This window comes from Candidatus Planktophila lacus, from assembly GCF_002287925.1.
Lineage (GTDB): Bacteria > Actinomycetota > Actinomycetes > Nanopelagicales > Nanopelagicaceae > Planktophila > Planktophila lacus.
The window spans coordinates 391,506-417,932 of the sequence record NZ_CP016769.1; the positions used below are offsets into that span (position 1 = coordinate 391,506).

Below are 26,427 nucleotides of genomic sequence, written 5' to 3' on the forward strand. Positions count from 1 at the left end.
TAACTCTAAGCCTTAACGGGTGCGATTTAGCGTTATTCAACCCAGTTAAAGGTCCGCTCCACTGCACGTTTCCATTGCGCTGCGCCAATGGTTCGGGTTTTCTCATCACTTTCTGCCTGCCATCGCCGATCTTGGCGCCATTGCGCTTTAACTTCATCTGTTGATTTCCAGAAACCAATTGCTAAGCCCGCTGCATATGCCGCACCGAGCGCCGTGGTCTCGGTAATCAAAGGTTTAACGATATCTATGCCCATTACATCTGCTTGTAATTGCATACATAGTTGATTTGCAGTTATACCGCCATCAACTTTCATCTCAGTCATTGCAATGCCGCTATCTGCAACCATCGCTTCCATGATCTCCATAGTTTGATAGCAAATCGCATCCAAAGCAGCACGGGCTAGGTGTGCCTTAGTTGTGGCGCGAGTTAGACCAACAATTACTCCGCGCGCATCGCTGCGCCAATACGGTGCAAATAAACCAGAGAAGGCGGGCACGAAATAAACACCACCAGAGTCTTTAACCTGTAGCGCAAGTGCTTCGACTTCAGATGCAGATGAAATTATTCCGAGTTGATCACGTAACCATTGAATAGCTGAGCCAGTTACCGCAACTGAGCCTTCAAGAGCATATTGAGCAGGTTGGTCGCCGAATTTGAAGCAGACTGTTGTTAAGAGACCATGTTTGGAGCGAACTATTTCAGTTCCGGTATTTAGCAGCGCAAAGTTACCGGTGCCATAAGTAGTCTTGGAACTTCCCTTTTCAAAACAGGCTTGGCCAACCATGGCAGCATGTTGATCGCCAAGAATTCCTGCAATAGGAATTTGGGCTGCAAAGGGACCGCTCTTAATAGATTCTCCATACACTTCAGATGATGATTTGATCTCAGGCAAAATTGCTAATGGGATATCAAAGATCGCCAGCAGCTCGCTATCCCAAGCAAGAGTCTGCAAGTTCATAAGCATGGTGCGCGATGCATTTGTTACATCTGTTATGTGCAGACCGTCAGATAGATTCCAAGTGAGCCAAGAATCAATCGTGCCAATCCGCAGGGTTCCTGCGGCTAGCGCCCGTTTAACCGAATCCACATTATTTAGCAGCCAATTGATTTTGCTTGCTGAAAAATATGGCGCAATCGCAAGGCCGGTGCGGCTAGTAAGGAGTTCTTTATCTGATTGAGATAGGCCATCTAGGAAATCAGCGGTCCGGGTATCTTGCCAAACAATTGCGTGATGTAGCGCTTTACCGGTCTGCGCATCCCAGGCCACGATCGTTTCGCGTTGATTGGTAATGCCGATCGCGCTTATCTCTATTGAATCCAGACTGGCCTTTTTTTCAGCGGCAGCAATTGCTTCTTTGATCACCGATTGTGTGTTCTGCCAGATCTCACCAGCATCGTGCTCTACCCAACCAGGGTGAGGGGTGAATTGTTGGTGTTCCTTTTGGGCTATAGCAATAACAGCGCCTGATTTATCAAAGATCATGCAACGAGTGCTGCTCGTTCCTTGATCAAGACTGGCTATATATGACATATCCTTAAGCCTATAACGAAAGTATTCGAGACGGTAGGGCGGGAGAGTAAATGTTTGATTCGCAGTTAAATCCTGCGCAACGTATCGCCGCCCTTAAGTCTTTGGCATCAGATGAATTCGATGTATTAATTATTGGCGGGGGAGTCACCGGTGTTGGTGCAGCGTTAGATGCCGCATCACGCGGATTAAAAGTAGCTCTCGTAGAAAACCAAGATATTGCAGCCGGTACATCAAGCCGCTCAAGCAAGTTAATTCACGGTGGCCTTCGTTACCTCGAACAATATGATTTCAAGTTAGTCCGCGAAGCGCTGCATGAGCGCGAGTTAATGGTTTCATCCTTAGCACCGCATCTAGTTAAGCCTGTTGGATTTTTATATCCGCTCCATGAAAAGTATCGCGAACGCACCTATGTCGGCGCCGGCCTTGCTCTCTACGATGTGCTCCGTGGTTTTCAGCGCGCACTTCCTTGGCATAAACATTTAAGTGAAAAGAAGATCGCAACTATCGCGCCATCTTTACGTGGCGATCTAATCAACGGCGCAATTAAGTACTTTGATGCTCAAGTAGATGATGCTCGTCACACCTTGGTGGTCGCACGTACCGCCGCACGTCACGGTGCAATCATCGCCACTCGTGTGCAATGTGAGGAGCTAATTCGCGATGGAAAGCGCGTAGTTGGTGCAAAAGTTCGCGACCTTAACTCTGGCAAGAAGATAACTGTTAGCGCCAAGGTAACTGTGATGTGCGCAGGCGTTTGGAGCGATGAACTCCATGAGAAATTTGGAATTAAACCTGGCTATAAAGTTGCCATGAGTAAAGGCGCTCATATCGTGTTGCCCAAGAGTGCGATTAAATCTGAGGCCGGAATCATTCTAAAGACTTCAGTTTCAGTCTTATTTATTATTCCTTGGGCCGATAAATGGATTGTCGGTACAACAGATACTCCATATAAGGCAGATCGCACCAACCCGGTCGCCACAAAAGAAGATGTTGAATACATAATTGATCAGGCAAATCGCGTTCTACACCCCAAAATTGATGCCGCGGATATTCTCGGTGTTTATGCTGGCTTGCGTCCGCTGGTGGCTAACGCAGCAGGATCCACAACTACAAAACTCTCACGCGAACACACTGTCGATCGCCCGGTCCCAGGATTTGTAAGTATCGCTGGCGGCAAGTACACCACCTATCGCGTTATGGGTAAGGATGTTATTGATCTAGCCGTTAACGATCTACGCCGGATCGTTGCTGAATCAATTACCGAGAAATTACCTGCAATTGGCGCTGATGGTTACTTTGCTCTAGTTCAGCAGAGTGCGCAGTTGGCGCAGATGAGTGGCATAGCGCAAACAACAATTACTCATCTCCTAGATCGCTACGGATCGCTAATTAACGAAATATTTGAAATCATCGACGCAGATAAGAAGATGGCAGAACCGCTCACGCCAGAACTTGCCTATCTAAAAGCAGAGATCATTTATGCAGTAACCCATGAAGGAGCACAGAGCGTTGATGATGTTCTCTCGCGCCGCACGCGAATTGCATTTGAAGCAAGCGATGGTGGCGAAGCGATTGCCGCAACAGTTGCCACGCTGATCGCACCGATATTGGGTTGGGATGCCGCGGCGAAGAAAGCTTCAGTTTCCGAATTTACAAGCCATTTAAAGAACGAACGAGCAGCGTTAGATAAATTGCTTACTCGTACTCGCTAATTCTTTATCTGATTCCTGCATCCATCAGTAGTTGGCTTCTTTGTAGGAGCAACAGTTGGCTTCGGAGTAGGTGTTGGTAGGTTTGGATCTCCTGGCAAAATCGATAGCGTAATTGGTGATCGACTTTCTGCGTGGGTACCAGTTGCATCTTTAAATCCGATTCGCCCGGTCCATGTTCCCGCAGGTATTCCCTTAATAGTTAGCTTCCAAGATCCGCTAGTTGATCTAACCACCGTTTGAACTGGCTTAGGTTCGATTGGATTATCGGAGTTGGTATAGAAACGAACTGTGCCTGTAACAACGGGTTTTCCATCTGGGCGAGTTACATCAACCTCTAACGTCACAGGTTTATCACTGGTCGTAAATTTCACATTCTTAAATACCAATGTGCTTGTTTCATTGATTGGCATCTGATCAACTACTTCAGGAAACCAACTGCCCTTGACCAAATCTAGGAAGGCGCTTGGCTCTCCTCGGAATACATTTAAATCAAGGCGCGAACCGGGAACTCCATACTTTGGTGCGATACCGCAAGATGAGTATTGCCAGATGATCCATTGTGATGAGCAGTTAGCAGCGGTCCAAGAGTGCACATAGCAACCGCCCTCCTTAAGCCCAGGCTGTCCAAGTGGATCGGCAGGGTCAATTCCATATTGCGCTAGCCAGAGTGGATATTGGCGCAGCTCGTTATCACGGACCATCGCACCTTCCAGGAAGCTCGGGTATGAATACAAGATTGGCATGCGGTCTGTTTTTTCGCGCAGCACCTTAAGGAAAGTTTTTGCCCAGAGAGTTATCTGTGCCTTTGGTAGGTATCTGGCACAAGTTTTCCCAGACAGACGCACACAGTTATTCTCTAAATCGAGTGCGTAAGGAAGGTCGCGATCGTTGTAGCCGCCAAGTGCGCCGAGGCGCCAGATAACTTTCTGCGCCTGGGTTTGCGCATCCGTGATTACTTCAGCATCTGTCTTTACATCTGGCAAAACAGCATAATGGTAGAAACCGGTATACATTCCTGCAGCCTGCGCGGCCAATCTATCCATGATCACATATTTCAAGGCAAGTGCATCTGCTTCATCGCGAGAATCCGATGCTTTGATCATTACAAAGCGCATTCCAGCACTGTACTTCTTAACAAAATCAATCGGTGCGCCATTTGGATGTTGCCAGCGACTTACATCAGAGCCGTGGATTCGCCCACCTGGACCGAGCTGATCAATCATTACTGTTGATGAAGCGCTAGAAATTTCAGGAACAGAGCGGACTGTTATCTCACGGATATTTGAATAAATACTTTTTGAGCCTATTTTTACCTTCGCACGGTATTTAACTTGGGCATTTAGCGCGGTGGCGACAGCGACAACTTTCCAAGTTCCAACCCGTGCACTTCTTGTTGAAAACCTCGTATCTTGCCATTTGCCATTTAACTGGATCTGGATCTCTACTTTTACCGCAGATTTTGCTGGCTTTAAATTTCCATAGAGAGTAACAACTGGTTCTTCGCCGCCCGGAGTTTGAAGGACAGTCAAACTCAACTTCGATGTAGCAGCGTTAGTTGAAACAGTTTGAATTGAGAAGAGCGCAAGGCTCATGACAAGCACCGAAATTATTTTTTTCATGCTAATTCCTCAATTTCAATCGACGTAGATAGAATTTCTTGGATTGAGGCTTTAAGTGAGTTCTCTAGCTTTACTCGAGTAGGAGAGTATTCGTGCCCGCCAGAGAATTTGCGGGCATCAGAGAAATCTAATTTCAAGGTAGTTCCATCGAATTCGGCAAGGCGAGCATCGAAGTAGGCGATCCAAGCTACGCGATCGTGCGACTCAAGATGGTCCAAAACATCATTCCACCGGCTACGAAGTTCAGCCAAAGAAAGGGAAGTCGACATGGCACAAACTTTAGTGGGTGCGTTAAATATGTTAGAGCTAGTGGCGCGGTGCGCCGATCCATTTGAAGTACTCACCCGTTAAAACAACGCGAAGATTCTGAGTTCGATCTGGGAGCACTTTCAGATGTTGTGCGATTCGGGCAACTATCTGCTCTACAGATTTCTCGCTAACAAATCGAACCCTTGCTATCTCAGAGTTACTTAGCCCGTTAGCCAGTAAGCGGAATGTCTCTATCTGGATATCTGTGAATTCATTGAGAATGGATGTAAAAGAGTTCTCGTGCAGAGAGCCATGGCTATCTACCCAGGACATCTTCTCTTTGGCATCTACGGCAGCAATAGAACGCAAAATCGCGTGGCTAACAACCGTAAGGTCTGCGATTGATTTCTTTAATATTACTTGCGCACCTAATGGAATCTGCTTCTCTAAAAGTCCAAGTAAACGCAGATCCGGGCATGCAGTCATTAAAACGATTCCGAGAGATGGGTTTACCTTTCGAAATTTGTTAACCAGCTTAAGTGCTTCTGCACCAGAGAACTGCAAATCAATTAGTACAACTTGAGGGGAGAGAAACTTGTAGAGATTATCTGCGATCTCATCAGTTCCTGCCTCGGCGACAACGTTTACAGATTGCAAACGAAGGGCGGCGCTCAGAGTAGCTAACTCGAATGCGTCGTCACTTGCAACGAGAACTGTTGGGGAAATGGCCACATCTCAAGGTAGTGCATAGGTGATGTCGGGGTGATACGGAAATTAAATAAATATAAAATAAATAAAAATCTGGGGCTAGCCCTACTTTAGTATTTTTCTAATTGCATCGGGAATAAATTCAATGATTGATGTGGCAGAAATGGGGGAACCCAGAGATGCCAAAAGTGCGGCGCTGTTATGAATAAATGCGCCAGTTGCAGCAACGCGCGCTAAATTATTTTTATCATTTAATATTTCGATGTAATTTGTGGCAACAAGCGCGCCAATTATTCCCGCGAGTACATCTCCACTTCCAGCTGTGGCAAGCCACGGTGTTGCTTTAGGAAGTTCAATTAAAAAATCTGGTTGCGCAATATAGGTGGTTGAACCTTTCAAAAGTACTGTAACACCTAACTTCTCAGTAGCAATCATTGACCACTTCTTGGGATCCGCTTCAATCGCCTCTGATGAGACCTGAATTCCGCGCTTCACAAGTAGCTTTGCGAGTTCTCCAGCGTGAGGTGTTATCAAAGTTGGCTGAGATAACTTCCCGGCCCAGTCCAGCGCGCCTGCATCAAGAACTGTCGGCACGCTCTGTGCGCTCATTAACTTAAACCAGCGATGGCGTAGCCAGGTTGTGTAGTCGCTATATTTTTTATCGCTCACACCTGATCCAACGAGCCAAGCATCGACCTTTCCTGGTTGAACCAGAGCCTCTGGAGTAGCGTGCAGGACAAGGTGAGCCAGTCCAGATGAACTATGGAAGCGCAGAACCCCAAGGCCAGTAGCCAGCGCTGCCTTTGAAGTTAATACAGCAGCGCCTGGAAACTGCGCAGATCCAGTTATTACTCCCAGCGTTCCGCGAGAATATTTATGATCTAACGCGCTTGGAACGATGATGTGCTTCTTTGAATCTTTAGCAGTCCAACGTTGGCTCTTCATGAACGCTATCTTACGCCTGATTGGCTAAAGCCAAATTTGCAAGTATTGTCCCCGTTATGGAAAAAGGACTCGGAAAAGTACGTTGGGGATTTATCGGCGCAGGTTACATTGCAAAGTTAGCGCTATATCCAGCCTTACTAAACTCAAAAGATGGTGAGATCTATGCCGTTGGCGCAAAAGATCGCGAAAGAGGGCTAGCACTTTCTCCTTCTGGTTTGGTTTACACCGACTATGACGAACTCCTTGCTGATCCAAAGGTAGAGGCGATCTACATTTCGCTTCCAAATTCACTTCACATCGAATGGTCAATCAAAGCGATGCGCGCTGGAAAACATGTGCTCTGCGAAAAGCCTGCCGCGATGAACGTTGCACAGCTAAAGGAAGCAATTGCTGTTGCAAATGAAACCGGCTTGATCTTTATGGAGGCGAGCTGGAACCGCTGGCATCCGCGCACTCTGCGCCTTAAAGAGATTGTTGATTCAGGTGTGATTGGTGAAGTAAAGACAATTCGCTCCGCATTTACTTATGATGGTTTAGATCCTGCAAATATCCGTGCGATCTACGAACTCGGTGGTGGCGGGCTTTACGACCTTGGACCTTATTCAGTTGCCGCTCCAATATGGTTAATGGACTTTGCACCAGTAAGCAATATAAAGACAGATGTGAAGTGGCATCCAGGTGGATGCGACGAAACCGTTACGACTTCATTTGATATCGGTGGAGCACATGCGCAAGCGCTAACTTCGATGAATACTCCCAACACTCTTTACTTTGATGTGGTTGGCACAAAAGGTCGAGTCTCAATGACCGGAAACGATGCCTTTAACTCGCATAACAAAGCCAGCACACTGGAAGTTGAAGTTGATGGAAAGGTAACGGTTGAAAACTTTGCCGCCTGCGATCCTTATCAACTAATGGCAGATGCCATGTCGCGCCGGATTCGTGGGGGAGAAGGCTGGCTTATGCCGCATTCTCAATCGATTGCTTTCGCAGAAGTTTTTGAACGAGCCTTTGAGGTAATGGGACGACCTTAATTAATGTCTTCACCTCTTTGGAGCCCAGATAAATCCAATAACCCTTCACTCATTAAATTAAATGAGCTGGCAAAGGCGAAGGATTTTTCAGAACTTCATAAATGGTCGATAGATAACTCTGCTGACTTTTGGCGCTTTGTTGTAAGTGATTCAGAAATAGTCGGCGATTTTGGAGATACTGCAATCTCTGGCTCTGGTTTTTTTCAGACTGAATTCTTTCCAGGTGCAAAGTTAAATGTGGTTGATACCTTACTCAAGGGAGATCCCGACCAAATAGTTATAACTGAGATTTCGGAATCCGGGCAGCGTCGCACATTTACAAGAGGTGAAGTCAGGAAGTTAGCTAACCAAGTCGCACAGTCGCTAGTGAGCGCTGGTGTTGTAGAAGGTGATGTAGTTGCAGCCTGTGTAGCAAATACCGCCGATGTGGTTTCTTTTGCGCTCGGTGCGCTAAAAATAGGTGCGATCTTCTCGAGCACTTCTGCGGATTTTGGTGCGGCAACTGTTTTAGATCGTTTTCAGCAAATATCTCCAAAGGTGCTGTTAGTTACTTCAGGCTATGAGTACAACGGCAAGGAGATAGATTGTTTAGAGAAAATCAGCGAAATTGTTGCTGGCTTGCCTTCGCTGGTTAAAGTCGTTTCTATCGGATCAAAACCTAATCCTTACCTTTCATTTAGCGAATGGCTCAGCGCAAGTGATGGAACGCCTGAGATATCAGTTAAGGGTTCCTTTAGCCGCCCCGGATTTATCCTCTTTTCATCTGGAACTACAGGTAAGCCAAAGTGCATTGTTCATAGCGCAGCAGGTGTTCTGCTCAAGACTTTAAGCGAGCAGCGCTACCACCTAGATATTCGCGATGGGGATAAAGTCTTTTACTTCACGACTTGTGGCTGGATGATGTGGAACTGGTTGGTTGCCTCCCTTGCAACTGGCGCTGGCATTGTTTTATTCGATGGAAACCCAATGTATCCAGCACCAGAAAGGCTCTTCGATATCGCAGAAAAAGAAGAGTTAACCTTTCTTGGAGTTTCTGCAAAGTACATAGATTCTTTGCGTAAGATCGAACTTAAGGCGAGCCATTCGCATAACCTTTCAAAGTTAAGAACTATTGCCTCAACTGGTTCACCGCTTAGCCATGAAGGCTTTGCATACATTTACGAATCAGTTTCACCTGCTGTCCACTTGGCATCAATTTCTGGTGGCACAGATATTTGTGGCTGCTTTATGTTGGGTTGGCCCGAACTTCCGGTATTTGCGGGACAGATACAGGTGCCTGCACTCGGCATGGATGTGCAAGTTTTGAATTCGGATGGAAGTCTGACAAAGCCTGGAGATAAAGGCGAGTTGGTTTGCGCCAACACATTTCCCTCTGCGCCACTTTTCTTCTGGGGAGATAAAGAGAATGAGAAATACATCGCTTCTTACTTTGAAAAGTTTCCAGATATCTGGACCCATGGCGACTTTGTTGAGCCAACCCAAGAATCTGGTTTCATCATGCATGGCAGATCTGATGCGACTCTAAATGTTGCAGGTGTTCGAATCGGAACTGCTGAGATCTATCGCATTACCGAGGAGTTTGAGGAAGTTCTAGAAAGTTTGGCGGTAGCTCAGAAATACGAGAGCGATACGCGAGTACTTCTCTTCCTTAAGTTAAAAGCAGGCTCCGAACTGACAGATGCCTTTTCCGATCAAATAAAGCAAGCGCTAAAGCAGAAAGCGAGCCCGCGCCATGTGCCGGCACTGGTATTGAAGGCGCCAGATTTTCCTAGAACTAAGAGTGGAAAATTGGTAGAGCTAGCGGTTACGAGAGCGGTAAATAAAGAGCCAATCGATAACTTAGGAGCGTTAGCCAATCCTGATTGTCTGGATTGGTTTAAAGACTTAAATCTTTAACGCGCTCCCAAGTACGTGAACTCCAAGAGTTAATCAGCGCTTGCTGAACGCTGACCACATCAACTGCCTCTTTAAAGCTCTGTCCGAACTTCGTACCTTCAGCGATTGATTGCATAAAAGAATAATCTTCAATCGCAACGAGATCTTCAAAACCAATCGCGTTAGCTTGTCCCGGAACGAAAGCGCCATGGAATGGGAAGCGATCTCCGCCATAAATAGTGGTGTAGCCAGTGTTTAAAGAAGTACCTAGCTCGTAATATTGAAGTTCATTGATCTTCTCTAAGTTCCACATCAGCGAGCCCTTGGTGCCGTAAATTTCAAAGGCGTTCTGGCTCTCTGGACCAACGACTGTGCGGCTTACCTCAAATGTTCCTGTTGCACCGTTTTCAAAAGTGCATAGCATCGACGCAAAGTCTTCGTTTTCGACATCGCCCTTTGGGTCGGTTGCCTTACCGCGTGAGTAATGTCCAGCGTTGCCACTTGGAAGTGGGCGTTGCTTAATCGTTGTGTTCTGCATTCCAACTACTTCGGAGATGCCACCAACTAAGAACTGCGCCATGGAAACGCTATGGCTAAGAATGTCACTTGAAACTCCATAACCAGCATCGGCAAGTTTAAATCTCCAAGTTAGAAGACCGAGTTCATCACTGCCATACATACTTAAGAAGCGACCACGGTAATGTGTAATTTCGCCAAGTGCACCACTGGCAATGAGATTCTTTGCATGAAGCACTAGCGGTGCCCAAACATAGTTATATCCAACGCCAGTTGGTACGCCAGCGGCAGTGGCTAACTTGTATGCCTGAACTGTCTGTTCTGGCTTTCCACCAATTGGCTTCTCGCTAAATACTGCTTTGCCAGCTTTAGTCGCCGCTTCGATCATTGGAAGGTGCAACATATTTGGCGCGGTTACCCAGACAGCATCAACATCATCGGCTGTTGCCGCCTCCATCCAATCGCCTGTTGCGCGCTTGAATCCATAGTTCTTTACTGCGCTCTCTTGGCGCGCGGGATCTACATCAGCACAGACCTGCAAGATAGGTTCAAATGAACGATCTGGAAATAGTGAAGGAATGCGTAGCGCAGAACGTGAATGCGCCTGTCCCATCCAACCTAAGCCAAGGACGGCGATGCGGATCTCTCTCTTCATTTACTTACCTTTCCATACTTTCCCATTGGCGGAAGTCATTGGACAACGTGGATCTTGTACTTGATCGTTCCAGGAATCGCGGATCCAGTGATGCGCTGGATCATCACAGAAAGCCATGCTGCGCTCTGGTGCAGGCCCGGCCATAACGTTTAAGAAATACATTGGATATTCAGGTGAGGCAATTGATGGGCCGTGAAAACCGTGAGGCACAACGTAGGTATCTCTATCGTGCAAGGTAACGGTTTCATCGACTGTCTCATCAACGGTGTAAACGTGGAAGAAGCCAACACCTTCAGGGTCTCCGTGATCTGATCCTTCTTTACCGATCTGGAAGTAATAAACCTCTTCATTAATTGTTGGGCAACCAGGGAACTTATCATGGCGATGTGGAGGCCATGAAGAGAGATTTCCACCTGGTGTTAGTACTTCACAAACAAGAATCTTGTGGCATTGGGTGAAACTAGTTGGCGTTGCAATGTTATTTACCTGACGAGTTGCCTTACCTGATCCGCGTACTTCAACCTGAACTTGTTCTGCAGGTGTGTAGCAGACTGGGAATTTCTCACTCGCCTGCGCCGTAAGCAGTGCGATCTCACCAGATTTACCGCTAAATGAAACCTTTGAACCAACTGGGAGATAGATCCAATCTGAAACTGCTGCAAATACACCAGTTCTACCTTTGAGAGTAAATGCCTGGCCATCAACCGATACTGAAACGTTCTGGGCTGAGAGTGGAAGTAGAACGCCTTCGCGGCCACTTAACTCAACGTTAAACTCAGATTTAGTTGCGAAGTTGTAGGTATAGAAACCGCAGTATTCCCAGCCAGAATCTTGTGGTGATAGTGAGATTTCATGTTCAGCAGTCTTTAACGTGCCCGCAGGTTTATACCAATTACTCATTTGATTTATCCATTTCTAGCTGTTTTTTCTGACCATTTGCGCGGCACGTGCAACTGCTGCTTCTACATCTAACTCATCGCCAAACAATAATGCGCGCCCCGGTACTAAGCCGCGGATGTTTGGAACTTTCAGAGCGTTTTCCCATTTAGCAAAGACATCTTCCCAATTACTGCCGGGATCTCCACCTAACAATAAAATTGGGCAGCTAGTTGCCGCCGCAACTTTTTCTGGGTTGGTTGGCGCAGGAATTTTCAACCAGGTAAATGCTGAAGATGAGCCAAGTCCAGAGGCGATAGAAACGACTTTGATTAACTTCTCTTCAGAAGGATCAAGTACCGCTCTGCCGCTTTCATTCTTTATATATGGAAGTGGCTCAATCATCGAAACGAGTTCAAAATCTGCAAGTTGTGTTGTAACGGCAGCAACCATCTCGATTGTTCGCGCGGTGCCAGGATCGGTCTCATCGATGCGCAGCAAAGTCTTTCCACCATCTAGCCCCATGCTGCGAATATGTTCGGCATCGTAGGCAGTTAGGCGATCATCTAGTTCCCATGAAGCGCCAATGATTCCGCCGCGGTTCATAGTTCCGATCGCGACTTTGCCTTCTAAAGCACCGAGCCAAGCCAATTCTTCGAGAATATCCGCGCTAGCCATTACTCCATCAACGCCTGGAAGAGATAAACCTCTAACCAACTTATCGAGCAGAATAAATCGATCTGCGATCGCCGTTGGATTATTTCCTGCGGCGATGATGCCGCGCGCGGTGTGATCGGCTGCGAGCAAGAGCAAGCGACCATCTTTACCTGCAACGCTGCGACGTGATCTCTTCTTTAGAGCAAGTTGGAAAGATTTAGGGTTATTGATGCGCGCTTCAATTAGTTCGAGATAACGCTTTTGCTCTAACTTCACCGATTGCTCCCCATCTCTTCAATAAATTTATTTAAAATCTCTAGCGTTGGCATGGCATCTGCGCACATTAACTCAGATGCTAAATAGGCACCAGCAGCATTTGCGAAAGCACCGAACTTTTCCAGATCCCACCCGCTTAGTAACCCATGGATTAACGCCCCACCGAAGGCATCTCCGGCGCCCAACCCACAAACCAACTTTATTGGTAGCGGCTTAACGACATGAACTTTATCTTTGGTAGCAAGCAAAACTCCATCGCCGCCCATCTTCACAATCGCTAATGAGATGCCGCGATTTAATAAGTCATCTGCCGCCCTATTTGGATCGGTAATACCCAGCGCAACATCGCATTCAGCAATATTTCCAATAGCGATCGTGCAATGTGAAAGTGCGCGTTGCGCAGCAGCCCGAGCATCTTCTCTGCTCTTCCAGAACGATGGTCGATAATCTAGATCGATAATGGTTTCTTTTGCGCGGCCTCTTATCTCAAGCCAATGGAAGATACTTTCGGCAGTCGTTCCTTGAGAAAGCGCGCAGGCGCTGACCCAGAAGTTCTTAGCGCTCTTAAGGGTTGGGTCATCAATATCTGAGGTGATGAGTTGAGTATCAGGTGCTGACGGCTGGCGATGGAAAATTATCTTCGGATCTTCAGGTGGATCTTGTGAGGCAAGAACGACGGGAGTAAGTCCGCTTTCTGCAACCTTTACAAAACTTGTGTCGACGCCAAAACTTTGCAGCTTATTAAGTACAAACTCACCAAGTGGATCTACGCCAACCTTGGTAACAATCGCGCTCTTATGGCCGAACCTTGCCGCGGCGACTGCAACATTTGTAGGAGATCCACCAATAGATTTTTGAAATGTCTGCGGCTGGCTAAAGGAAGTGTTTATCTGCTCTGAGAAAAGATCGACGCTTATTCGACCCACCGTTAATAGGTCGAGAGCGATTGTCATCATTTCCTAACTTAAAAGAACGGGGGAGCGCTTCATTATTTATAGCCCAAACTATATAGTGAAGGTCTTGCTTAGTGGAATACGGAGTAGTCCAGCAGATGAGAATTGCAGTCATTGGTGCTGGTCGAATGGGCGCTATTCGCGCCGAAGATTTGCTTTCAGGTGGCGCTGAAGTAACTCTCTTTAACCGCAGAGATAACGTGGCGAAAGAGTTAGCTCAGAAATTAAATTGCAGTTCTGCGGAATATGCAGATCTTCTAAAACTAGATTTTGATGGATATGTCGTGGCGACCGCGACAAATTCGCACATTGCAATTTTGGATCAGTTGATTCCGCTTGGAAAACCAATACTTTGCGAGAAACCAATCTCACTTACCGTCGAAGAGACAGATTTAGTTATTGAGAAAAGTAAAAAGCATGGAACAGAAATCCAGGTTGGATTTCAGCGTCGCTTCGATCCACCGATTTCCGTCGCCGCGCACAAAGTTTCTTCGGGCCAGGTCGGAACGCTCTACGCGATGCACATGTACGCACACGATCACCAACCTTCCACCTTGGAATTCCTAGAAGGCAGCGGCAGTATTTATCGAGATCTGCATGTTCATGATTTCGATCTTGTCAGGTGGATTACGCAAAGCGAGATAAAAAAGGTCTATGCGTCACAGGCTGTGCGTGAACATCAACAATATGCCAAGTACAACGATGCCGATGTATCGCTAATTTCTTTAACCACCGAATCTGGAGTTCAAGTAGCAATTACCGGTACCCGCCATAATCCTGTTGGCCACGATGTTCGCTTTGAAGTATTTGGTTCTAAAGATTCAATAGCCGTGGGGCTAAATCTAAAGACACCTATTCACGATATTGAAGGCGAGATTAGCTTCAGCGAAATCAGGTACACCGGCTTTATCGAACGCTTTCGCCAAGCCTTTGCCCAAGAATCTCACGCCTTCATTGAATTTGTGGATGGAAAAACTGCCAACCCTTGTCCACCTATAAATGCGCGTCAAGCACTACGCGTTGCAATTGCTTGCGAAGAATCAATTCTTAGTGGTTCTGCAGTAGAATTGTAATCTGATGAAGTTTGTAGCGATCGACTGGGGAACTTCATCCTTTCGCGCTTGGTTGATTGAACACGATCAAATCTCTGACAATATTCAAACAGATCAAGGCGTAAAGAACTTCGCCGCCGGCGCCCATTCTGAGTACCTCACCGATGTCTTGGGTAAGTGGCAGGGCCAGTTTCAATTCATCATCGCAATAGGAATGATTGGTTCAAATATTGGTCTACACGAGACAAATTTCTCTCAATTGCCGATTGATATCGATGAAGTAAGCAACTCGCTTATTCAAGTTCCAAATTTTGAACCAGCGCTTTTTATCGTGCCAGGTGTTTCAAAGGTTGGAGATGTGATGCGTGGTGAAGAGTCACAATCTCTTGCTTCAGGGCTTGAAAACGGCCTAGTGATCTCACCTGGGACGCACAGTAAATGGGTTGAAATCAAGAGCGGAAAAATCACAGATTTTCGAACCTATATGACTGGGGAGCTTTTCGAACTCTTGAGGAATCACAGCACGCTTTCAAAGGCAACTGAATCATCTGCGAAATTAGTAGCCTCCGAAGATTTTATCGAAGGTCTTAAGGCAGACAGTTCTGATCTAACTCATGACTTATTCTCAATTCGAGCCAATTGGATACAGGGAAAGTCTCAGGATGCATCGCGCGAATACCTCTCTGGGCTATTGATCGGTGCCGAAATAAAGTCTGCAAAGAGTTGGTGTCAGGCAAGTGAGGCCAAGATCGTCGCATCTGATTCTCTTGCCGAAATCTATATATTGGCGCTTTCGCACTTTGGAATTAAAGCAACCGTTGAAAATAGTGGACAACTAATCAATTACTTCGTAGCGCTAGCGAAAAAGGTGGAGAGTAAATCATGAATACATCCGAGCAACTCTTTAGTAATTTGAAAACTGCTCCAATTATCGCAATTCTTAGGGGAGTAACTCCGGATAAAATCTTGGAAGTGGGAGACCTGCTAGTTTCTGCAGGCGTTAAAGTTATCGAGGTTCCGCTAAATAGTCCCGAAGCCTTTTTAAGTATTGAAACCCTACGTGGCCATCTTTCGCCAGATATCACAGTTGGCGCAGGTACTGTCTTAACAGTCGGCGATGTAGAAAAGATTGCCAAGGCAGGTGCTGAAATTTGTATCAGCCCAAACCTTGATTTAGAAGTTGTTTCAGCTGCCCAAAAACTTGGGCTGATTCCAATTCCCGGAGTAGCAACTTCTTCGGAGTTCTTTGAAGCCTATAAGCATGGCGTCAGAACTATGAAGTTATTCCCTTTCTCTAATCTAGGCGTTCCATTTATGAAAGCTCTGCAATCTGTTTCACCAAGAGATGCACACTTAATTCCAGTTGGCGGAGTTTCTGTTGAAGATACCTTTGAACTTGTTCAATCAGGTGCGCTTGCAGTTGGTATCGGTAACTCACTTTATGATCCAAAAATATCAAACGATGAATTTATTGAACGCTGTTCAAGTACCAAGAAAGTAATTGCTAGATTTGCTTGATTAAGGTTATTGCCAAGATTAGACTTCAAGGAAAATATTGGGGGATATCTTGAAAGTTACTAAGTTCGAACTATTTTTCGTTGCGCACCGTTGGTTATTTCTCAAGATAGAAACCGATGAAGGTATTTCCGGTTGGGGCGAGCCTGTACTTGAGGGCAAGGCGCTCACCGTAGCCACAGCAGTCGACGAATTGATGGACCACGTAATTGGTAAAGATCCATTCCAGATCGAACGTCACTGGCAGAGAATGAAGAAGGGTTCCTTCTATCGTGGAGGCGCAATCATGGATTCGGCCATCTCAGGCATTGATCAAGCGCTCTGGGATATAAAAGGCAAAGCTCTAGGTGTACCTGTTTATCAATTACTTGGCGGACAAGTTCGCGATCGAGTGCGCATTTATGGCCATGTTGGTGGAGTTGGCGGAAAAGATGGATACACCCACAATCCAATCGCCGAAGATATTAAAGAGATCTTGGCTAACGCCGATACTCAGTTAGCAAGAGGCTTAACCGCACTTAAATTTGCGCCTTCTGATGGCTTAGAACATATAGACACCGCGCAAGAGCTAAAGAACATCGTTGCTCGGGTTACTGCAGTTAGAGAACATGTCGGCGATAAAATCGATATCGCACTTGATTTCCATGGCCGCTTTAGCCTTGCTATGGCTCGCAGAGTCTTCCCTTACCTAGAGCCATTGAATCTTTTATTCATTGAAGAACCTGTTCTTCCTGAATTTTCTGACAAGTTTGATTTGATCGTTGCTTCTACTTCTACCCCGATTGCAACTGGAGAGCGCCTCTTCGATCGAAAAGATTACAAAGATGTGCTTCGCTCTGGAATCGCCGTTGCTCAGCCTGATTTAAGTCATGCTGGCGGCATCTCTGAATGTCGCAGAATTGCAACAATGGCTGAAACTTACGATGTCGCTGTTGCTCCGCACTGCCCACTTGGACCGATCGCCTTAGCAGCATGCTTGCAATTAGATTTCGCTACACCGAACTTCTTGATTCAAGAGCAAGTTCTTGGCCTTGGTCGCGGCAATAACGGTTCGCTCATGAAGTATTTAGTTGACTACTCCGTCTTTGATGCACCCGATGGTTATATCGAATTGATGACTAAACCAGGTTTAGGTATTGAAGTCGATGAAGCAGAGGTTCGTAAGGCCGCTGAAAACGGCCATCGTTGGCGCAATCCTGACTGGACGCACCACGATGGATCACTTGCAGAGTGGTAAGACTTACTCTTTAACCGCTCCGGCTGACAGGCCGCTAATGAAATATCTATTGAAGAAGATAAAGATGATTGTTAGCGGAATTAGCGCATATAACGATGCTGCCATTAACTGCGCCCAATCGATTCTATATTCGCCAACTAGCTGACCGATGCCAACCGGCACTGTCTTCATCTCTTCATCTTGGGTTAGAACAAGTGCAAATATGTACTCGTTCCAGCCAGATATAAATGAATAGATTGTTGTTGCAGCAAGTCCTGGCCAGGAGAGCGGAAGAATCACGCTACGGAAGATTCTAAAGCGCCCTGCGCCATCGATCTGTGCCGCAAGATCTAGATCTTTGGAAATTCCGTCGAAGTAACCACGCATCATCCAAGTACAGAATGGGATGGTAAAAGAGACATAGGTAATGATTAGCGCCGCATGGGTGTTAATCAAACCGAAGGTCATATAGATCTTGTAGAAAGGAATCAACAACATAATCGATGGGAATAGCTGGCTAGCGAGCAGAAAAGCCATAAATGTTCCGTGGCCTCTAAATTTAAATCTTGATAGCCCATAAGCCGCAAATGCCGAGAATGTAACGGAGATGAAGGTTGCGGCGCTAACGACTATCAGCGAGTTGCGGAAGTAGGCCAAGAATGGGTGATCAATCCAAACCTGTTTGAAGGCATGAAGCGTTGGATTCTCAGGAATAATCTGAGGAGGAAGTGAGAAGAGATCCTCTTCATTCTTTAGGGATGTGGAAATAATCCAAAGTATTGGAAAGAGGATGAGTGCAGAGAAGAAGAAAAGAACGCTATAACTTGTGAGGTTGGTTATCTTGCGAGCGACTTTTACATCGCTCATTAGCCCGTACTTCTTCTCGTTAGCCATCGGTTCTTTAATCATTGTCATTGCGAATCGCCTTTGAGTAGAAGTAACTTGCGGCTAAGAGAATAGTCAAGATAATTACAGACTCAGCGGCAGCTTTACCGAAGTTGAAGTCTCCAAAGGCCTGCTGATAAATACTGATAGAGACAACCTTGGTTGACCCGGCAGGTCCACCAGAAGTCATCAGCCAAATCACCGTGAAGTGCTTAAACCACCAAGCAGTTTCAAGGATGCAGGTAACTAAAAATATTGGGCGCAAGCCTGGAAGAGTTATATGTCTGAACTGCTGGATACGAGTTGCGCCATCGATTGCAGCAGCCTCGTAACGCTCTGAAGGGATGTTCTTCATGCCAGCCAACATCATAATCATGACGATTGGATAGCCTTTCCAGGTTGCAACGAAGATAACACCGACTAGGGCAGAAGTGCTCGAATCGAACCAGGAAACATCAGAATCAATCAGACCGACGGTGTTTAAAATGTAATTGATAAGCCCATATGTTGGGTTAAAGAGCCACTTCCAGATAAGCGCAACAACGACCTCAGGCAGTAGCCAAGGCAGCATCAAAATAATTTTAAAAGTTGTAGCAAATTTAAGATTCTGATTCAAAATAACAGCCAGTAGAAGGCCGACCACAAAGTTACCCACCACTACAAAGAAAGCGAAGGTTAAGCTGATCTTAAGCGAGCTTAAAAATTCTGCATCTGTCAGTAGTTCTGCGTAATAACGGGCACCAACAAACTTCCATTCACTGATTAGGTTGGTGCGCTGCATACTGATGAAAATCGCATAGCCAAGTGGATAGATGATCAAAGAGAAAACAATTAATAAAGTGGGCAAAGTGAAGAAGTAGCCGGAACGGCTTTCCCGCTTTTTAAATGCGCTTTTCATATTCCCTCTCTTAAGAAAATTTAATGTGCTGAAAGAGTGACATCGGGAAGAGAATTTCTTCTCTTCCCGATGTCACATTCCCTCAATTAACAGACAGACGGTTACCCGTTATCAGCGATAATCTTTCGCGCTTTTTCAGCCTGTTCTTTAGCGATCTGATCAATCGTCTTATCACCCTTTATCGCCGCCTGATAGGCAGGAGATGCGAGAATTGCGATTGAGTTGTACCAAGGAATTTGTGGGTTAGAGAAGACTTTGCCTTCTCCCGCCTTCACAAAGCCAAGGCTCATTTCTGAGTTAACTTGTGGATCAGCCTGTGCATCCAAACGAGAAGGAATGCGGTAGGTAACGTCGTTAATGCGAAGTTGATTTTCCTTATTCAAAAGGAACTTCATATACGCAATAGCAGCCGCACGGTGCTTACTCTTTCGAGCAATCGCATAACCTGACTGGTTCAAGCTAGTAGTTGCAGAAACTCCGGCTGCTGCAGGAATTGGCGCTCCGGCCAACTTACCTTTAGCTGCTGGGTTAGCTGTCAGGGCAACGCCAATTGTGTGAGGGCCAGTGATCATCATCGCTGCTTGTCCCTTACCAATCTGTACAGATGCTTCTGGGTATCCAGTTTGGAATTGTCCTGGAGGAACGCAACCGACATCAACTGCATCCTTGTAAAGCTTAAGTGCAGCTTTCCATCCTGGAGAGTCAATCTGAGTTACCCATTTGCCTGATGAATCCTTGCCGACATCTACTGCTCCCATGTTGCGAGCAATTGTGTTAAATCGACCTTGACCAGAACCATTGTCGGTTCCAACCATTGCCCATCCATATTGATCGATCTTTCCATCGCCATCAGTATCTTTTGTAAGAGCCTTACATACTGTGATGAACTCTTCGAATGACTTAGGTGGCTTTACGCCAGCCTTAGCAAAGAGGTCTGTGCGATACAAAATCGCTGTTGGAATGCTAAACCAAGGTGCAGAATAGATTTTTCCGCCGATAGTCATTTCGCCAACATTTTCCTTAGCAAAACCATCTATGTAATCTTGACCTAGAGCAGCGCGGAGTTCCAGAGGAATATTTAGAGCTGCCATCTTTACTGTATTAACAGCATCGGATGCATACATATCTGGGACGTTGCCAGCAATGGCCATTGCAGTGAGCTTTGTTACCAAATCGTTTGCTGGAACGCCAACAAACTTAATCTTTGTCTTTGGGCAAGCCTTCATGAACTTATCGGCAATTTCTTGCTCCACAGCTCCATCTGGCTTCTCCAAAATAACAGTTGATAGAACCGTTAAAGTTCCGGTAAATCTTGGACAGAACGAGGGGGTTATTGCAGCAGAAGCGGAGTTCAATGAAATTGTTCCGCTTACAGCAACGAGAGTTGCAGAGGCAACTGCAATAAACTTCCGTTTAGTTGCGCGCATTGTCGACCTTTCTCTTCAAGTTGATTTCCAAATGCATAGTCAAATTACTGCACAAATTGTTCAATAACTAGCAATTAAAGAAAAAATTTTTGTTATAAAAACAAAGGGTTGAAACGTTCAAAATGAAGTTCCATTTTGAACTGTTCAACCATGCATCGAATTACGGGGTGTATTCCATGCTTAAAAATAGCCTTTCCTTGACTTATCACCCCGTAGGGCGAAAAATTCCCACATGACAGTTAGCGTCCGCCACGTAGCACGCAGGGCCCGAGTCTCAATCGGAACTGTCTCCAATGTTCTTAATCGCCCCGAAATAGTTGCCCCAGCTACCTTGGTAAAAGTGCAGCAGGCGATGGATGAACTTGGATTTGTTTCGAGTAACTTTGCAAAAAAGATTCATTCATCAAATTCAAAGACCCTTGCTCTCTTACTGCCGGATGTCTCAAACCCACTTTTCACTGAGATAGCCCGTGGCGCTGAGGATGCAGCAAATCAAAATGGCTACTCCTTATTCTTGTGCAACCACGATCACTCGCATGAGAAGGAACGCAAGTACATTCAAACTTTAGCTGGACAAAATGTGCAAGGCATCATGATCTGGCCTACCCGTGGCAAAACTGACAACCTTGATTTCCTACGTTCAAATAACATCGCAGTAACCTTGATTGATACCAACCGTTACTTCGATGTCCATTGTTCTGCCAAAGTTGATGGCATAAGAGGTGGACATGTTGCGATTGGACACTTAGTAGATCTAGGGCATCGCGATATAACTTATGTTTACGAAAACACCATCAATCAATTTATTGAAAGAGGCGAAGGCGCAAAGCAAGCGGCCGAAGAAATGGGTGCCAACCTTAGTTTTATTGAAATTCCTTCACCAACAACTCATGGGGGAGAGTTAGGCGCCAAGAAGTTCCTTGACTCTAAATCTAAATCCTCCGCCGTCTTCTGCGGAAATGACTTGATCGCACTTGGCTTTATGCGCGGTTTAATTGAAGCGGGAATAAGGATCCCAGAAGATATTTCCGTGATGGGATTTGATGATATTGAACTTGCACCTAACGCCTTAGTACCGCTCACGACCGTTGCACAGGATGGATACCAACTCGGCTACACCGCAACAGAGCTGGTGATTCAAGAATGTGAACTACCGGATACCCATATCCATCAACATGTACTTTTCCAACCAGAATTAGTCGAACGCTCTTCGACCGCTGAGCACCCAAGCGTTCGCGAGAAAATCTCAATCGCTTAACTGCAGGATCTGAGTCTGGTGGGACGGGTCGGACTTGAACCGACGACGACCGAATTATGAGTTCGGGGCTCTAACCAACTGAGCTACCGTCCCTAGTGGGGTTAACGCGAACTTTACTGTACTTAGAGACCGGCTTTGCCGAGTAGTTCGTTTAAGTGTTCTAAATGATGATCTGCGTGCGGAAGTTCTTCGCGGGTATGGGTAGTTAGTACGCCAGCAACAGTGCAACCAGCGCCTTTCGCTGAAGTAACTCCGCCAGGTGCATCTTCAATCGCCCAGCAAATATTTGTTGGAAGACCCAATCTTTCAGCCCCGAGAATAAATGGTTCAGGGAAAGGTTTTCCGCGAGTTACTTGATCAAAGGTGACTGAATTAGCAGGCATCGGAATCTTTCCTGCGCGAGTACGAGCAATTGCTAAATCAGTTGTGCAAGAGGTAACGATGGTCCAAGGAATCTCACGATCATTTAGTTCGGCAAGTAGTTCAAGTGCACCTGGTACGGCATGTACTCCATCGATATCTGCAATTTCTAGATCGGTGACGCGGCGAATCCATTTTTGGATTTCGGCTTCTTCGCGATCGGCCAAGACTTTCCTTAAAGTTTGTTCGGCTGGAACACCGTGATGACCGGCAAGTGCTTGCAATGGAATACCGGCTTCATTGGCCATAGTGATCCAAGAGTTCATGACTGCTTCTTGGGAATTAACCAAAGTGCCATCTAGATCAAAGAGAAATCCAATTTTGCTCAATTACTTGGCTCGATCTTATTTTTCTTATCAGGGCGTGGATCTTGTTGCATGCCGCGACGTCCCCAGAACTCCCACATATCCATGGTGCCAAGAAGTAGTGCGAATCCGAAGAGCAGATCTTCGGCAGGTGCGGAAAAGATACGAAGCCCAACGATTGCATCAGGGCTATACATAACGATGTTGCGCGATGTGAGCCACCAATTTGTTAAGAATTGAAAGGGCAAGATGATTGCATAGCTTGTCCAGAATGCTGGGCGAGTAAGAAGTGAGTTTTTGAAGAGGAAGAGATCGGCCATTACCGCAACGGCAAAGGCGGTTATCGCAATATCGCTGTAGTTCATTTACCGAACTCATCTTTACGCCAGTGAGGTTTCACCGGTGATTCAAGAATGTGAACTACCGGATACCCATATCCATCAACATGTACTTTTCCAACCAGAATTAGTCGAACGCTCTTCGACCGCTGAGCACCCAAGCGTTCGCGAGAAAATCTCAATCGCTTAACTGCAGGATCTGAGTCTGGTGGGACGGGTCGGACTTGAACCGACGACGACCGAATTATGAGTTCGGGGCTCTAACCAACTGAGCTACCGTCCCTAGTGGGGTTAACGCGAACTTTACTGTACTTAGAGACCGGCTTTGCCGAGTAGTTCGTTTAAGTGTTCTAAATGATGATCTGCGTGCGGAAGTTCTTCGCGGGTATGGGTAGTTAGTACGCCAGCAACAGTGCAACCAGCGCCTTTCGCTGAAGTAACTCCGCCAGGTGCATCTTCAATCGCCCAGCAAATATTTGTTGGAAGACCCAATCTTTCAGCCCCGAGAATAAATGGTTCAGGGAAAGGTTTTCCGCGAGTTACTTGATCAAAGGTGACTGAATTAGCAGGCATCGGAATCTTTCCTGCGCGAGTACGAGCAATTGCTAAATCAGTTGTGCAAGAGGTAACGATGGTCCAAGGAATCTCACGATCATTTAGTTCGGCAAGTAGTTCAAGTGCACCTGGTACGGCATGTACTCCATCGATATCTGCAATTTCTAGATCGGTGACGCGGCGAATCCATTTTTGGATTTCGGCTTCTTCGCGATCGGCCAAGACTTTCCTTAAAGTTTGTTCGGCTGGAACACCGTGATGACCGGCAAGTGCTTGCAATGGAATACCGGCTTCATTGGCCATAGTGATCCAAGAGTTCATGACTGCTTCTTGGGAATTAACCAAAGTGCCATCTAGATCAAAGAGAAATCCAATTTTGCTCAATTACTTGGCTCGATCTTATTTTTCTTATCAGGGCGTGGATCTTGTTGCATGCCGCGACGTCCCCAGAACTCCCACATATCCATGGTGCCAAGAAGTAGTGCGAATCCGAAGAGCAGATCTTCGGCAGGTGCGGAAAAGATACGAAGCCCAACGATTGCATCAGGGCTATACATAACGATGTTGCGCGATGTGAGCCACCAATTTGTTAAGAATTGAAAGGGCAAGATGATTGCATAGCTTGTCCAGAATGCTGGGCGAGTAAGAAGTGAGTTTTTGAAGAGGAAGAGATCGGCCATTACCGCAACGGCAAAGGCGGTTATCGCAATATCGCTGTAGTTCATTTACCGAACTCATCTTTACGCCAGTGAGGTTTCACCGTTGTTACGCCTTCAATGGTCATGATTGCAGCCATCGGAATAACGATAAAGAATAGGTACTCCTCAAGTGGAATGTTTAGTGGACCAACGATGCCGAGCATCTGATCGCGATCAAAGAACCAGTGTCCCTTTGAAATTGCATATGCATCCCACAATAAAAACAATGAACTAATTGGGAGAACACTGAGGATTACTCTCTTAATTCGGCGAAGAACACCAACTTTAAGCGCGATCTCTAACCAGAAGGATCCACAAACAGTAAAGATGAGCATCGCCATGTAACTCCACTTTTGCACGGGTAGATCTTCTCATGCAGAAACCGAAATCACCGGGCACGTTTTGGTAGTGTTACAGATATAACTCACAGGAAGGGGCCAACGATGCGTGAAATAGAGCTCGACCTTCTTCTAAAAGTTCGAAAGTATTCGCGTTACGCCGTTGGCGTCGCAATCGTTCTCTCTTTCGCCTTTGCACGGATTATTGAAGAGTCAGAGATTACCTGGCAGGTTGTTATCGCTCTCATCGCCTTGGCGATAGGAATTCCACATGGGGCGCTCGATCATTTGGTCACCTTGCCGCGCAGCAACTTTAAGAAGATGGCGCTATTCATAACGCTCTATGTTGCAGTTGCAGTGCTTGCTGTCATCGCGCTCCTCACCTGGAATGTGGTCGGATTCATTCTGGTTGTAATTATGAGCGCAGTGCACTTTGGCATAGGCGATGCGGCATTTATCTCAGAGATTGATCGCCGCAGCGAAGAGACGAAGCGCTTTCAGAAATATCTATATGCAACAGCTGCCGGAACCCTTCCCGTGGTTATTCCTTTAGTTAGCGATAAGAGCACTTCGGCGCTTGAAAAGGTAAACCCAGCGCTGGTCGATTGGCACCAAGGCTTAAATAACGACCTGATGCTTTGGGTAATGCTGATAACCGCATTCGCTCTTCTTCGCTTGGTACAACGCCGCCGCGATGGTGAAGCGATTGATTTAGTTCTGCTTTATTTATTGGCGGTTACCGCACCACCATTGGTTGCCTTTGCAGTTTATTTCGGATGCTGGCATGCCATGCGCCACACAGCACGATTGACTTTGACTTTGCCATCTTCACAGGAGGCGTTTACCAACGGCAGCGCTAAACGCGCATTTATTCGTGCAGTATTGCCAGGTACTCCAGCGCTCGTGGGCACATTTGTCATCGCAGCGTTGATAGTTCTGCTTCGTGGTGACTCGCTCGATGATCAATTCTTATGGGTATCACTCGTTGTTGTTTGGGCTTTAACTGTTCCGCATATGGCGGTAACAGCGCGACTTGATCGAAAGGCTTTAAATTGAAGTTACTGATTGCGCTAGCGATGGTCTTTATCTCCGCCGCCCCAGCAAACGCTGCGCCAAATTATATTTTCCCAGTTGCCGATTGCGCTGTTAAATATGTAAAGGCCCATCACGACTATGCAGCAAATGATATTGAGGCTAAAAAGGGATGCAAGTTTGTCTCACCAGTAAATGGCGTCATCGATGAAGTTAATCGCGTTGATAACTGGAGTGGTAAAACTAACCTGGGTATTGATCGCGGTGGTTTATATGTATCTGTAATCGGTGTTGATGGAGTTCGTTATTATGGCTCGCACTTAACTTCGGTTGTCGCATCGATTCAACCGGGCCTTACTGTGAAAGCTGGGCAAATTCTGGGAAGAGTTGGCTCAACTGGTAGCGCACGTGGAACATCACCACACCTTCACTTTGGAATCTCTTGGCCAACGCCAAGTGAGCCAAATGTCTGGTGGGTACGTCGCGGAGTTGTTGCGCCTTGGAAATACTTGGATGCCTGGAAAGTTGGAAAAGATTTTTCGCCGGCTAAGGCAGTTGCTGCGGCGCTTGCTAAGAACGGTGAGATTCCACCACTTCCTAAGAAGTAAATAAAAAAATCCCCCACCGCTTTCGCGATGGGGGATTTTAGTAAACTAAGTGTTATTAGTTAGCGTTCACTGCATCGGCCTGAGGACCCTTTGGACCCTGTACGACCTCGAATGAAACTGACTGACCCTCTTCAAGGGACTTGTAACCGTTTCCTTGGATTGCTGAGTAGTGAACGAATACATCTTGTCCGCCACCATCAACTGCAATGAAACCGAAACCCTTTTCAGAGTTGAACCACTTAACTGTACCTGTTGCCATGTTTTACTTTTCCTTC

Annotated in this window: 28 protein-coding genes and 2 tRNA genes; 10 read left to right on the forward strand and 20 right to left on the reverse strand. The window is 46.3% G+C overall.

Translation table 11 applies throughout. The annotated features are described in order from the left end of the window. Positions 1-32 precede the first annotated feature (32 nt). Complete coding sequence (gene glpK / locus A1s21148_RS01950; protein WP_095670811.1) at positions 33-1,532, reverse strand: glycerol kinase GlpK; 1,500 nt, start codon at positions 1,530-1,532, stop codon at positions 33-35. A gap of 50 nt (positions 1,533-1,582) precedes the next feature. Here glpK and A1s21148_RS01955 point away from each other — a divergent pair, with 50 nt between their 5' ends. Then, positions 1,583-3,244: a glycerol-3-phosphate dehydrogenase/oxidase gene (locus tag A1s21148_RS01955; protein WP_095670812.1), complete on the forward strand. Its 1,662-nt coding sequence runs from the start codon at positions 1,583-1,585 to the stop codon at positions 3,242-3,244. On the opposite strand, the gene A1s21148_RS01960 is transcribed toward A1s21148_RS01955, so the two are convergent. From A1s21148_RS01960 to A1s21148_RS01975, 4 genes are all read right to left on the reverse strand, one after another. Further along, entirely contained in the window at positions 3,241-4,863 is a 1,623-nt protein-coding gene (locus tag A1s21148_RS01960; RefSeq protein WP_095670813.1) for a glycoside hydrolase family 25 protein, read from the reverse strand. The genes A1s21148_RS01955 and A1s21148_RS01960 overlap by 4 nt on opposite strands. Further along, positions 4,860-5,132 (reverse strand): hypothetical protein, encoded by a 273-nt coding sequence (locus A1s21148_RS01965; protein WP_095670814.1) that lies wholly within the window; start codon positions 5,130-5,132, stop codon positions 4,860-4,862. The genes A1s21148_RS01960 and A1s21148_RS01965 overlap by 4 nt, the downstream gene beginning before the upstream one ends. A 37-nt stretch (positions 5,133-5,169) precedes the next feature. Then, positions 5,170-5,844, reverse strand: a complete 675-nt coding sequence (locus A1s21148_RS01970) for a response regulator transcription factor (protein WP_095670815.1) — start codon at positions 5,842-5,844, stop codon at positions 5,170-5,172. Between the two features lie 81 nt (positions 5,845-5,925). Next, positions 5,926-6,765 (reverse strand): ADP-dependent NAD(P)H-hydrate dehydratase, encoded by an 840-nt coding sequence (locus tag A1s21148_RS01975; RefSeq protein WP_095670816.1) that lies wholly within the window; start codon positions 6,763-6,765, stop codon positions 5,926-5,928. 56 nt (positions 6,766-6,821) lie between these two features. Here A1s21148_RS01975 and A1s21148_RS01980 point away from each other — a divergent pair, with 56 nt between their 5' ends. Both A1s21148_RS01980 and A1s21148_RS01985 read left to right on the forward strand, forming a co-directional pair. Continuing rightward, positions 6,822-7,799, forward strand: coding sequence for a Gfo/Idh/MocA family protein (locus A1s21148_RS01980; RefSeq protein WP_095670817.1), 978 nt, complete (start codon positions 6,822-6,824; stop codon positions 7,797-7,799). A 3-nt stretch (positions 7,800-7,802) separates the two neighbouring features. Then, positions 7,803-9,695: an acetoacetate--CoA ligase gene (locus A1s21148_RS01985; protein WP_095670818.1), complete on the forward strand. Its 1,893-nt coding sequence runs from the start codon at positions 7,803-7,805 to the stop codon at positions 9,693-9,695. Here A1s21148_RS01985 and A1s21148_RS01990 read toward each other — a convergent pair. Genes A1s21148_RS01990 through iolC form a run of 4 tightly spaced genes read right to left on the reverse strand, consistent with a single transcriptional unit; the run spans position 9,676 to position 13,610 of the window. After that, positions 9,676-10,845, reverse strand: a complete 1,170-nt coding sequence (locus A1s21148_RS01990) for a Gfo/Idh/MocA family protein (RefSeq protein ID WP_095670819.1) — start codon at positions 10,843-10,845, stop codon at positions 9,676-9,678. The two genes, A1s21148_RS01985 and A1s21148_RS01990, sit on opposite strands and share 20 nt — an antisense overlap. Beyond that, positions 10,846-11,745 (reverse strand): 5-deoxy-glucuronate isomerase, encoded by a 900-nt coding sequence (iolB, locus tag A1s21148_RS01995; protein ID WP_095670820.1) that lies wholly within the window; start codon positions 11,743-11,745, stop codon positions 10,846-10,848. It lies immediately after the preceding gene. A 15-nt stretch (positions 11,746-11,760) separates the two neighbouring features. Then, positions 11,761-12,654, reverse strand: a complete 894-nt coding sequence (locus A1s21148_RS02000; RefSeq protein ID WP_095670821.1) for a Cgl0159 family (beta/alpha)8-fold protein — start codon at positions 12,652-12,654, stop codon at positions 11,761-11,763. Further along, on the reverse strand, positions 12,651-13,610 hold the full coding sequence (iolC, locus tag A1s21148_RS02005; protein ID WP_095670822.1) for a 5-dehydro-2-deoxygluconokinase: 960 nt from the start codon (positions 13,608-13,610) through the stop codon (positions 12,651-12,653). The genes A1s21148_RS02000 and iolC overlap by 4 nt, the downstream gene beginning before the upstream one ends. Before the next feature lie 71 nt (positions 13,611-13,681). On the opposite strand from iolC, the gene A1s21148_RS02010 reads away from it, so the two are divergent. From A1s21148_RS02010 to dgoD, 4 genes are read left to right on the forward strand one after another with little or no spacing between them, the layout of a single operon-like run. Continuing rightward, complete coding sequence (locus A1s21148_RS02010) at positions 13,682-14,680, forward strand: Gfo/Idh/MocA family protein (protein WP_125932380.1); 999 nt, start codon at positions 13,682-13,684, stop codon at positions 14,678-14,680. A 4-nt stretch (positions 14,681-14,684) separates the two neighbouring features. Further along, entirely contained in the window at positions 14,685-15,545 is an 861-nt protein-coding gene (locus A1s21148_RS02015; RefSeq protein ID WP_095670824.1) for a 2-dehydro-3-deoxygalactonokinase, read from the forward strand. Then, positions 15,542-16,177 carry a bifunctional 4-hydroxy-2-oxoglutarate aldolase/2-dehydro-3-deoxy-phosphogluconate aldolase gene (locus A1s21148_RS02020; protein ID WP_095670825.1) on the forward strand — a complete coding sequence of 212 codons (636 nt, stop codon included), beginning with the start codon at positions 15,542-15,544 and terminating at the stop codon, positions 16,175-16,177. Before A1s21148_RS02015 ends, A1s21148_RS02020 begins: the two co-directional genes overlap by 4 nt. A 49-nt stretch (positions 16,178-16,226) precedes the next feature. Next, a complete protein-coding gene (gene dgoD / locus A1s21148_RS02025; RefSeq protein WP_095670826.1) occupies positions 16,227-17,411 on the forward strand; it encodes a galactonate dehydratase in 1,185 nt (394 codons plus the stop codon). Positions 17,412-17,414: 3 nt separating this feature from the next. Here dgoD and A1s21148_RS02030 read toward each other — a convergent pair whose 3' ends face one another. The 3 genes from A1s21148_RS02030 to A1s21148_RS02040 form a co-directional block, all read right to left on the reverse strand. After that, positions 17,415-18,305: a carbohydrate ABC transporter permease gene (locus A1s21148_RS02030; RefSeq protein WP_223299409.1), complete on the reverse strand. Its 891-nt coding sequence runs from the start codon at positions 18,303-18,305 to the stop codon at positions 17,415-17,417. Beyond that, positions 18,292-19,173 carry a carbohydrate ABC transporter permease gene (locus A1s21148_RS02035; protein WP_223299410.1) on the reverse strand — a complete coding sequence of 294 codons (882 nt, stop codon included), beginning with the start codon at positions 19,171-19,173 and terminating at the stop codon, positions 18,292-18,294. Before A1s21148_RS02035 ends, A1s21148_RS02030 begins: the two co-directional genes overlap by 14 nt. Before the next feature lie 101 nt (positions 19,174-19,274). Then, a complete protein-coding gene (locus A1s21148_RS02040; RefSeq protein WP_095670827.1) occupies positions 19,275-20,600 on the reverse strand; it encodes an ABC transporter substrate-binding protein in 1,326 nt (441 codons plus the stop codon). A 232-nt stretch (positions 20,601-20,832) separates the two neighbouring features. Here A1s21148_RS02040 and A1s21148_RS02045 point away from each other — a divergent pair, with 232 nt between their 5' ends. Further along, entirely contained in the window at positions 20,833-21,858 is a 1,026-nt protein-coding gene (locus A1s21148_RS02045) for a LacI family DNA-binding transcriptional regulator (protein ID WP_095670828.1), read from the forward strand. Between the two features lie 16 nt (positions 21,859-21,874). On the opposite strand, the gene A1s21148_RS02050 is transcribed toward A1s21148_RS02045, so the two are convergent. From A1s21148_RS02050 to A1s21148_RS02080, 7 genes are all read right to left on the reverse strand, one after another. Next, positions 21,875-21,951: transfer RNA gene (locus A1s21148_RS02050), tRNA-Ile, on the reverse strand. A 29-nt stretch (positions 21,952-21,980) separates the two neighbouring features. Beyond that, positions 21,981-22,607 (reverse strand): HAD-IA family hydrolase, encoded by a 627-nt coding sequence (locus tag A1s21148_RS02055; protein ID WP_095670829.1) that lies wholly within the window; start codon positions 22,605-22,607, stop codon positions 21,981-21,983. Next, entirely contained in the window at positions 22,604-22,948 is a 345-nt protein-coding gene (locus A1s21148_RS02060; RefSeq protein ID WP_095670830.1) for a lycopene cyclase domain-containing protein, read from the reverse strand. The genes A1s21148_RS02055 and A1s21148_RS02060 overlap by 4 nt, the downstream gene beginning before the upstream one ends. A gap of 179 nt (positions 22,949-23,127) precedes the next feature. Continuing rightward, positions 23,128-23,204 (reverse strand) — tRNA-Ile (locus A1s21148_RS02065). A 29-nt stretch (positions 23,205-23,233) separates the two neighbouring features. Continuing rightward, positions 23,234-23,860 carry an HAD-IA family hydrolase gene (locus A1s21148_RS02070; RefSeq protein WP_095670829.1) on the reverse strand — a complete coding sequence of 209 codons (627 nt, stop codon included), beginning with the start codon at positions 23,858-23,860 and terminating at the stop codon, positions 23,234-23,236. Then, positions 23,857-24,201: a lycopene cyclase domain-containing protein gene (locus A1s21148_RS02075; protein ID WP_095670830.1), complete on the reverse strand. Its 345-nt coding sequence runs from the start codon at positions 24,199-24,201 to the stop codon at positions 23,857-23,859. The genes A1s21148_RS02070 and A1s21148_RS02075 overlap by 4 nt, the downstream gene beginning before the upstream one ends. After that, entirely contained in the window at positions 24,198-24,515 is a 318-nt protein-coding gene (locus tag A1s21148_RS02080) for a lycopene cyclase domain-containing protein (RefSeq protein ID WP_095670831.1), read from the reverse strand. Before A1s21148_RS02080 ends, A1s21148_RS02075 begins: the two co-directional genes overlap by 4 nt. 102 nt (positions 24,516-24,617) lie before the next feature. Here A1s21148_RS02080 and A1s21148_RS02085 point away from each other — a divergent pair, with 102 nt between their 5' ends. Continuing rightward, entirely contained in the window at positions 24,618-25,568 is a 951-nt protein-coding gene (locus A1s21148_RS02085) for a Brp/Blh family beta-carotene 15,15'-dioxygenase (RefSeq protein WP_095670832.1), read from the forward strand. Positions 25,569-25,588: 20 nt separating this feature from the next. Next, the gene (locus A1s21148_RS02090) at positions 25,589-26,152 is read left to right on the forward strand and encodes a M23 family metallopeptidase (RefSeq protein ID WP_095671797.1); all 564 of its coding nucleotides are present in this window, start codon (positions 25,589-25,591) and stop codon (positions 26,150-26,152) included. Positions 26,153-26,207: 55 nt separating this feature from the next. Here the strand turns inward: A1s21148_RS02090 and A1s21148_RS02095 are convergent, their stop codons facing one another. After that, positions 26,208-26,411 carry a cold-shock protein gene (locus A1s21148_RS02095; protein WP_017955223.1) on the reverse strand — a complete coding sequence of 68 codons (204 nt, stop codon included), beginning with the start codon at positions 26,409-26,411 and terminating at the stop codon, positions 26,208-26,210. Positions 26,412-26,427 lie beyond the last annotated feature (16 nt).

Coding starts and splice junctions, on each gene's coding strand:
- A1s21148_RS01965 (WP_095670814.1), bottom strand. CDS start 5,132: ATGTCGACTTCCCTTTCTTTGGCTGAACTTCGTAGCCGGTGGAATGAT.
- iolC (WP_095670822.1), bottom strand. CDS start 13,610: ATGATGACAATCGCTCTCGACCTATTAACGGTGGGTCGAATAAGCGTC.
- A1s21148_RS02075 (WP_095670830.1), bottom strand. CDS start 24,201: ATGAACTACAGCGATATTGCGATAACCGCCTTTGCCGTTGCGGTAATG.
- A1s21148_RS02040 (WP_095670827.1), bottom strand. CDS start 20,600: ATGCGCGCAACTAAACGGAAGTTTATTGCAGTTGCCTCTGCAACTCTC.
- glpK (WP_095670811.1), bottom strand. CDS start 1,532: ATGTCATATATAGCCAGTCTTGATCAAGGAACGAGCAGCACTCGTTGC.
- iolB (WP_095670820.1), bottom strand. CDS start 11,745: ATGAGTAATTGGTATAAACCTGCGGGCACGTTAAAGACTGCTGAACAT.
- A1s21148_RS01990 (WP_095670819.1), bottom strand. CDS start 10,845: ATGAAGAGAGAGATCCGCATCGCCGTCCTTGGCTTAGGTTGGATGGGA.
- A1s21148_RS02035 (WP_223299410.1), bottom strand. CDS start 19,173: ATGAAAAGCGCATTTAAAAAGCGGGAAAGCCGTTCCGGCTACTTCTTC.
- A1s21148_RS01960 (WP_095670813.1), bottom strand. CDS start 4,863: ATGAAAAAAATAATTTCGGTGCTTGTCATGAGCCTTGCGCTCTTCTCA.
- A1s21148_RS02030 (WP_223299409.1), bottom strand. CDS start 18,305: ATGACAATGATTAAAGAACCGATGGCTAACGAGAAGAAGTACGGGCTA.
- A1s21148_RS02080 (WP_095670831.1), bottom strand. CDS start 24,515: ATGGCGATGCTCATCTTTACTGTTTGTGGATCCTTCTGGTTAGAGATC.
- A1s21148_RS02015 (WP_095670824.1), top strand. CDS start 14,685: ATGAAGTTTGTAGCGATCGACTGGGGAACTTCATCCTTTCGCGCTTGG.
- A1s21148_RS01980 (WP_095670817.1), top strand. CDS start 6,822: ATGGAAAAAGGACTCGGAAAAGTACGTTGGGGATTTATCGGCGCAGGT.
- A1s21148_RS02090 (WP_095671797.1), top strand. CDS start 25,589: ATGGTCTTTATCTCCGCCGCCCCAGCAAACGCTGCGCCAAATTATATT.
- A1s21148_RS01975 (WP_095670816.1), bottom strand. CDS start 6,765: ATGAAGAGCCAACGTTGGACTGCTAAAGATTCAAAGAAGCACATCATC.
- A1s21148_RS01955 (WP_095670812.1), top strand. CDS start 1,583: ATGTTTGATTCGCAGTTAAATCCTGCGCAACGTATCGCCGCCCTTAAG.
- A1s21148_RS02020 (WP_095670825.1), top strand. CDS start 15,542: ATGAATACATCCGAGCAACTCTTTAGTAATTTGAAAACTGCTCCAATT.
- A1s21148_RS01985 (WP_095670818.1), top strand. CDS start 7,803: ATGTCTTCACCTCTTTGGAGCCCAGATAAATCCAATAACCCTTCACTC.
- A1s21148_RS02095 (WP_017955223.1), bottom strand. CDS start 26,411: ATGGCAACAGGTACAGTTAAGTGGTTCAACTCTGAAAAGGGTTTCGGT.
- A1s21148_RS02045 (WP_095670828.1), top strand. CDS start 20,833: ATGACAGTTAGCGTCCGCCACGTAGCACGCAGGGCCCGAGTCTCAATC.
- A1s21148_RS02060 (WP_095670830.1), bottom strand. CDS start 22,948: ATGAACTACAGCGATATTGCGATAACCGCCTTTGCCGTTGCGGTAATG.
- A1s21148_RS02085 (WP_095670832.1), top strand. CDS start 24,618: ATGCGTGAAATAGAGCTCGACCTTCTTCTAAAAGTTCGAAAGTATTCG.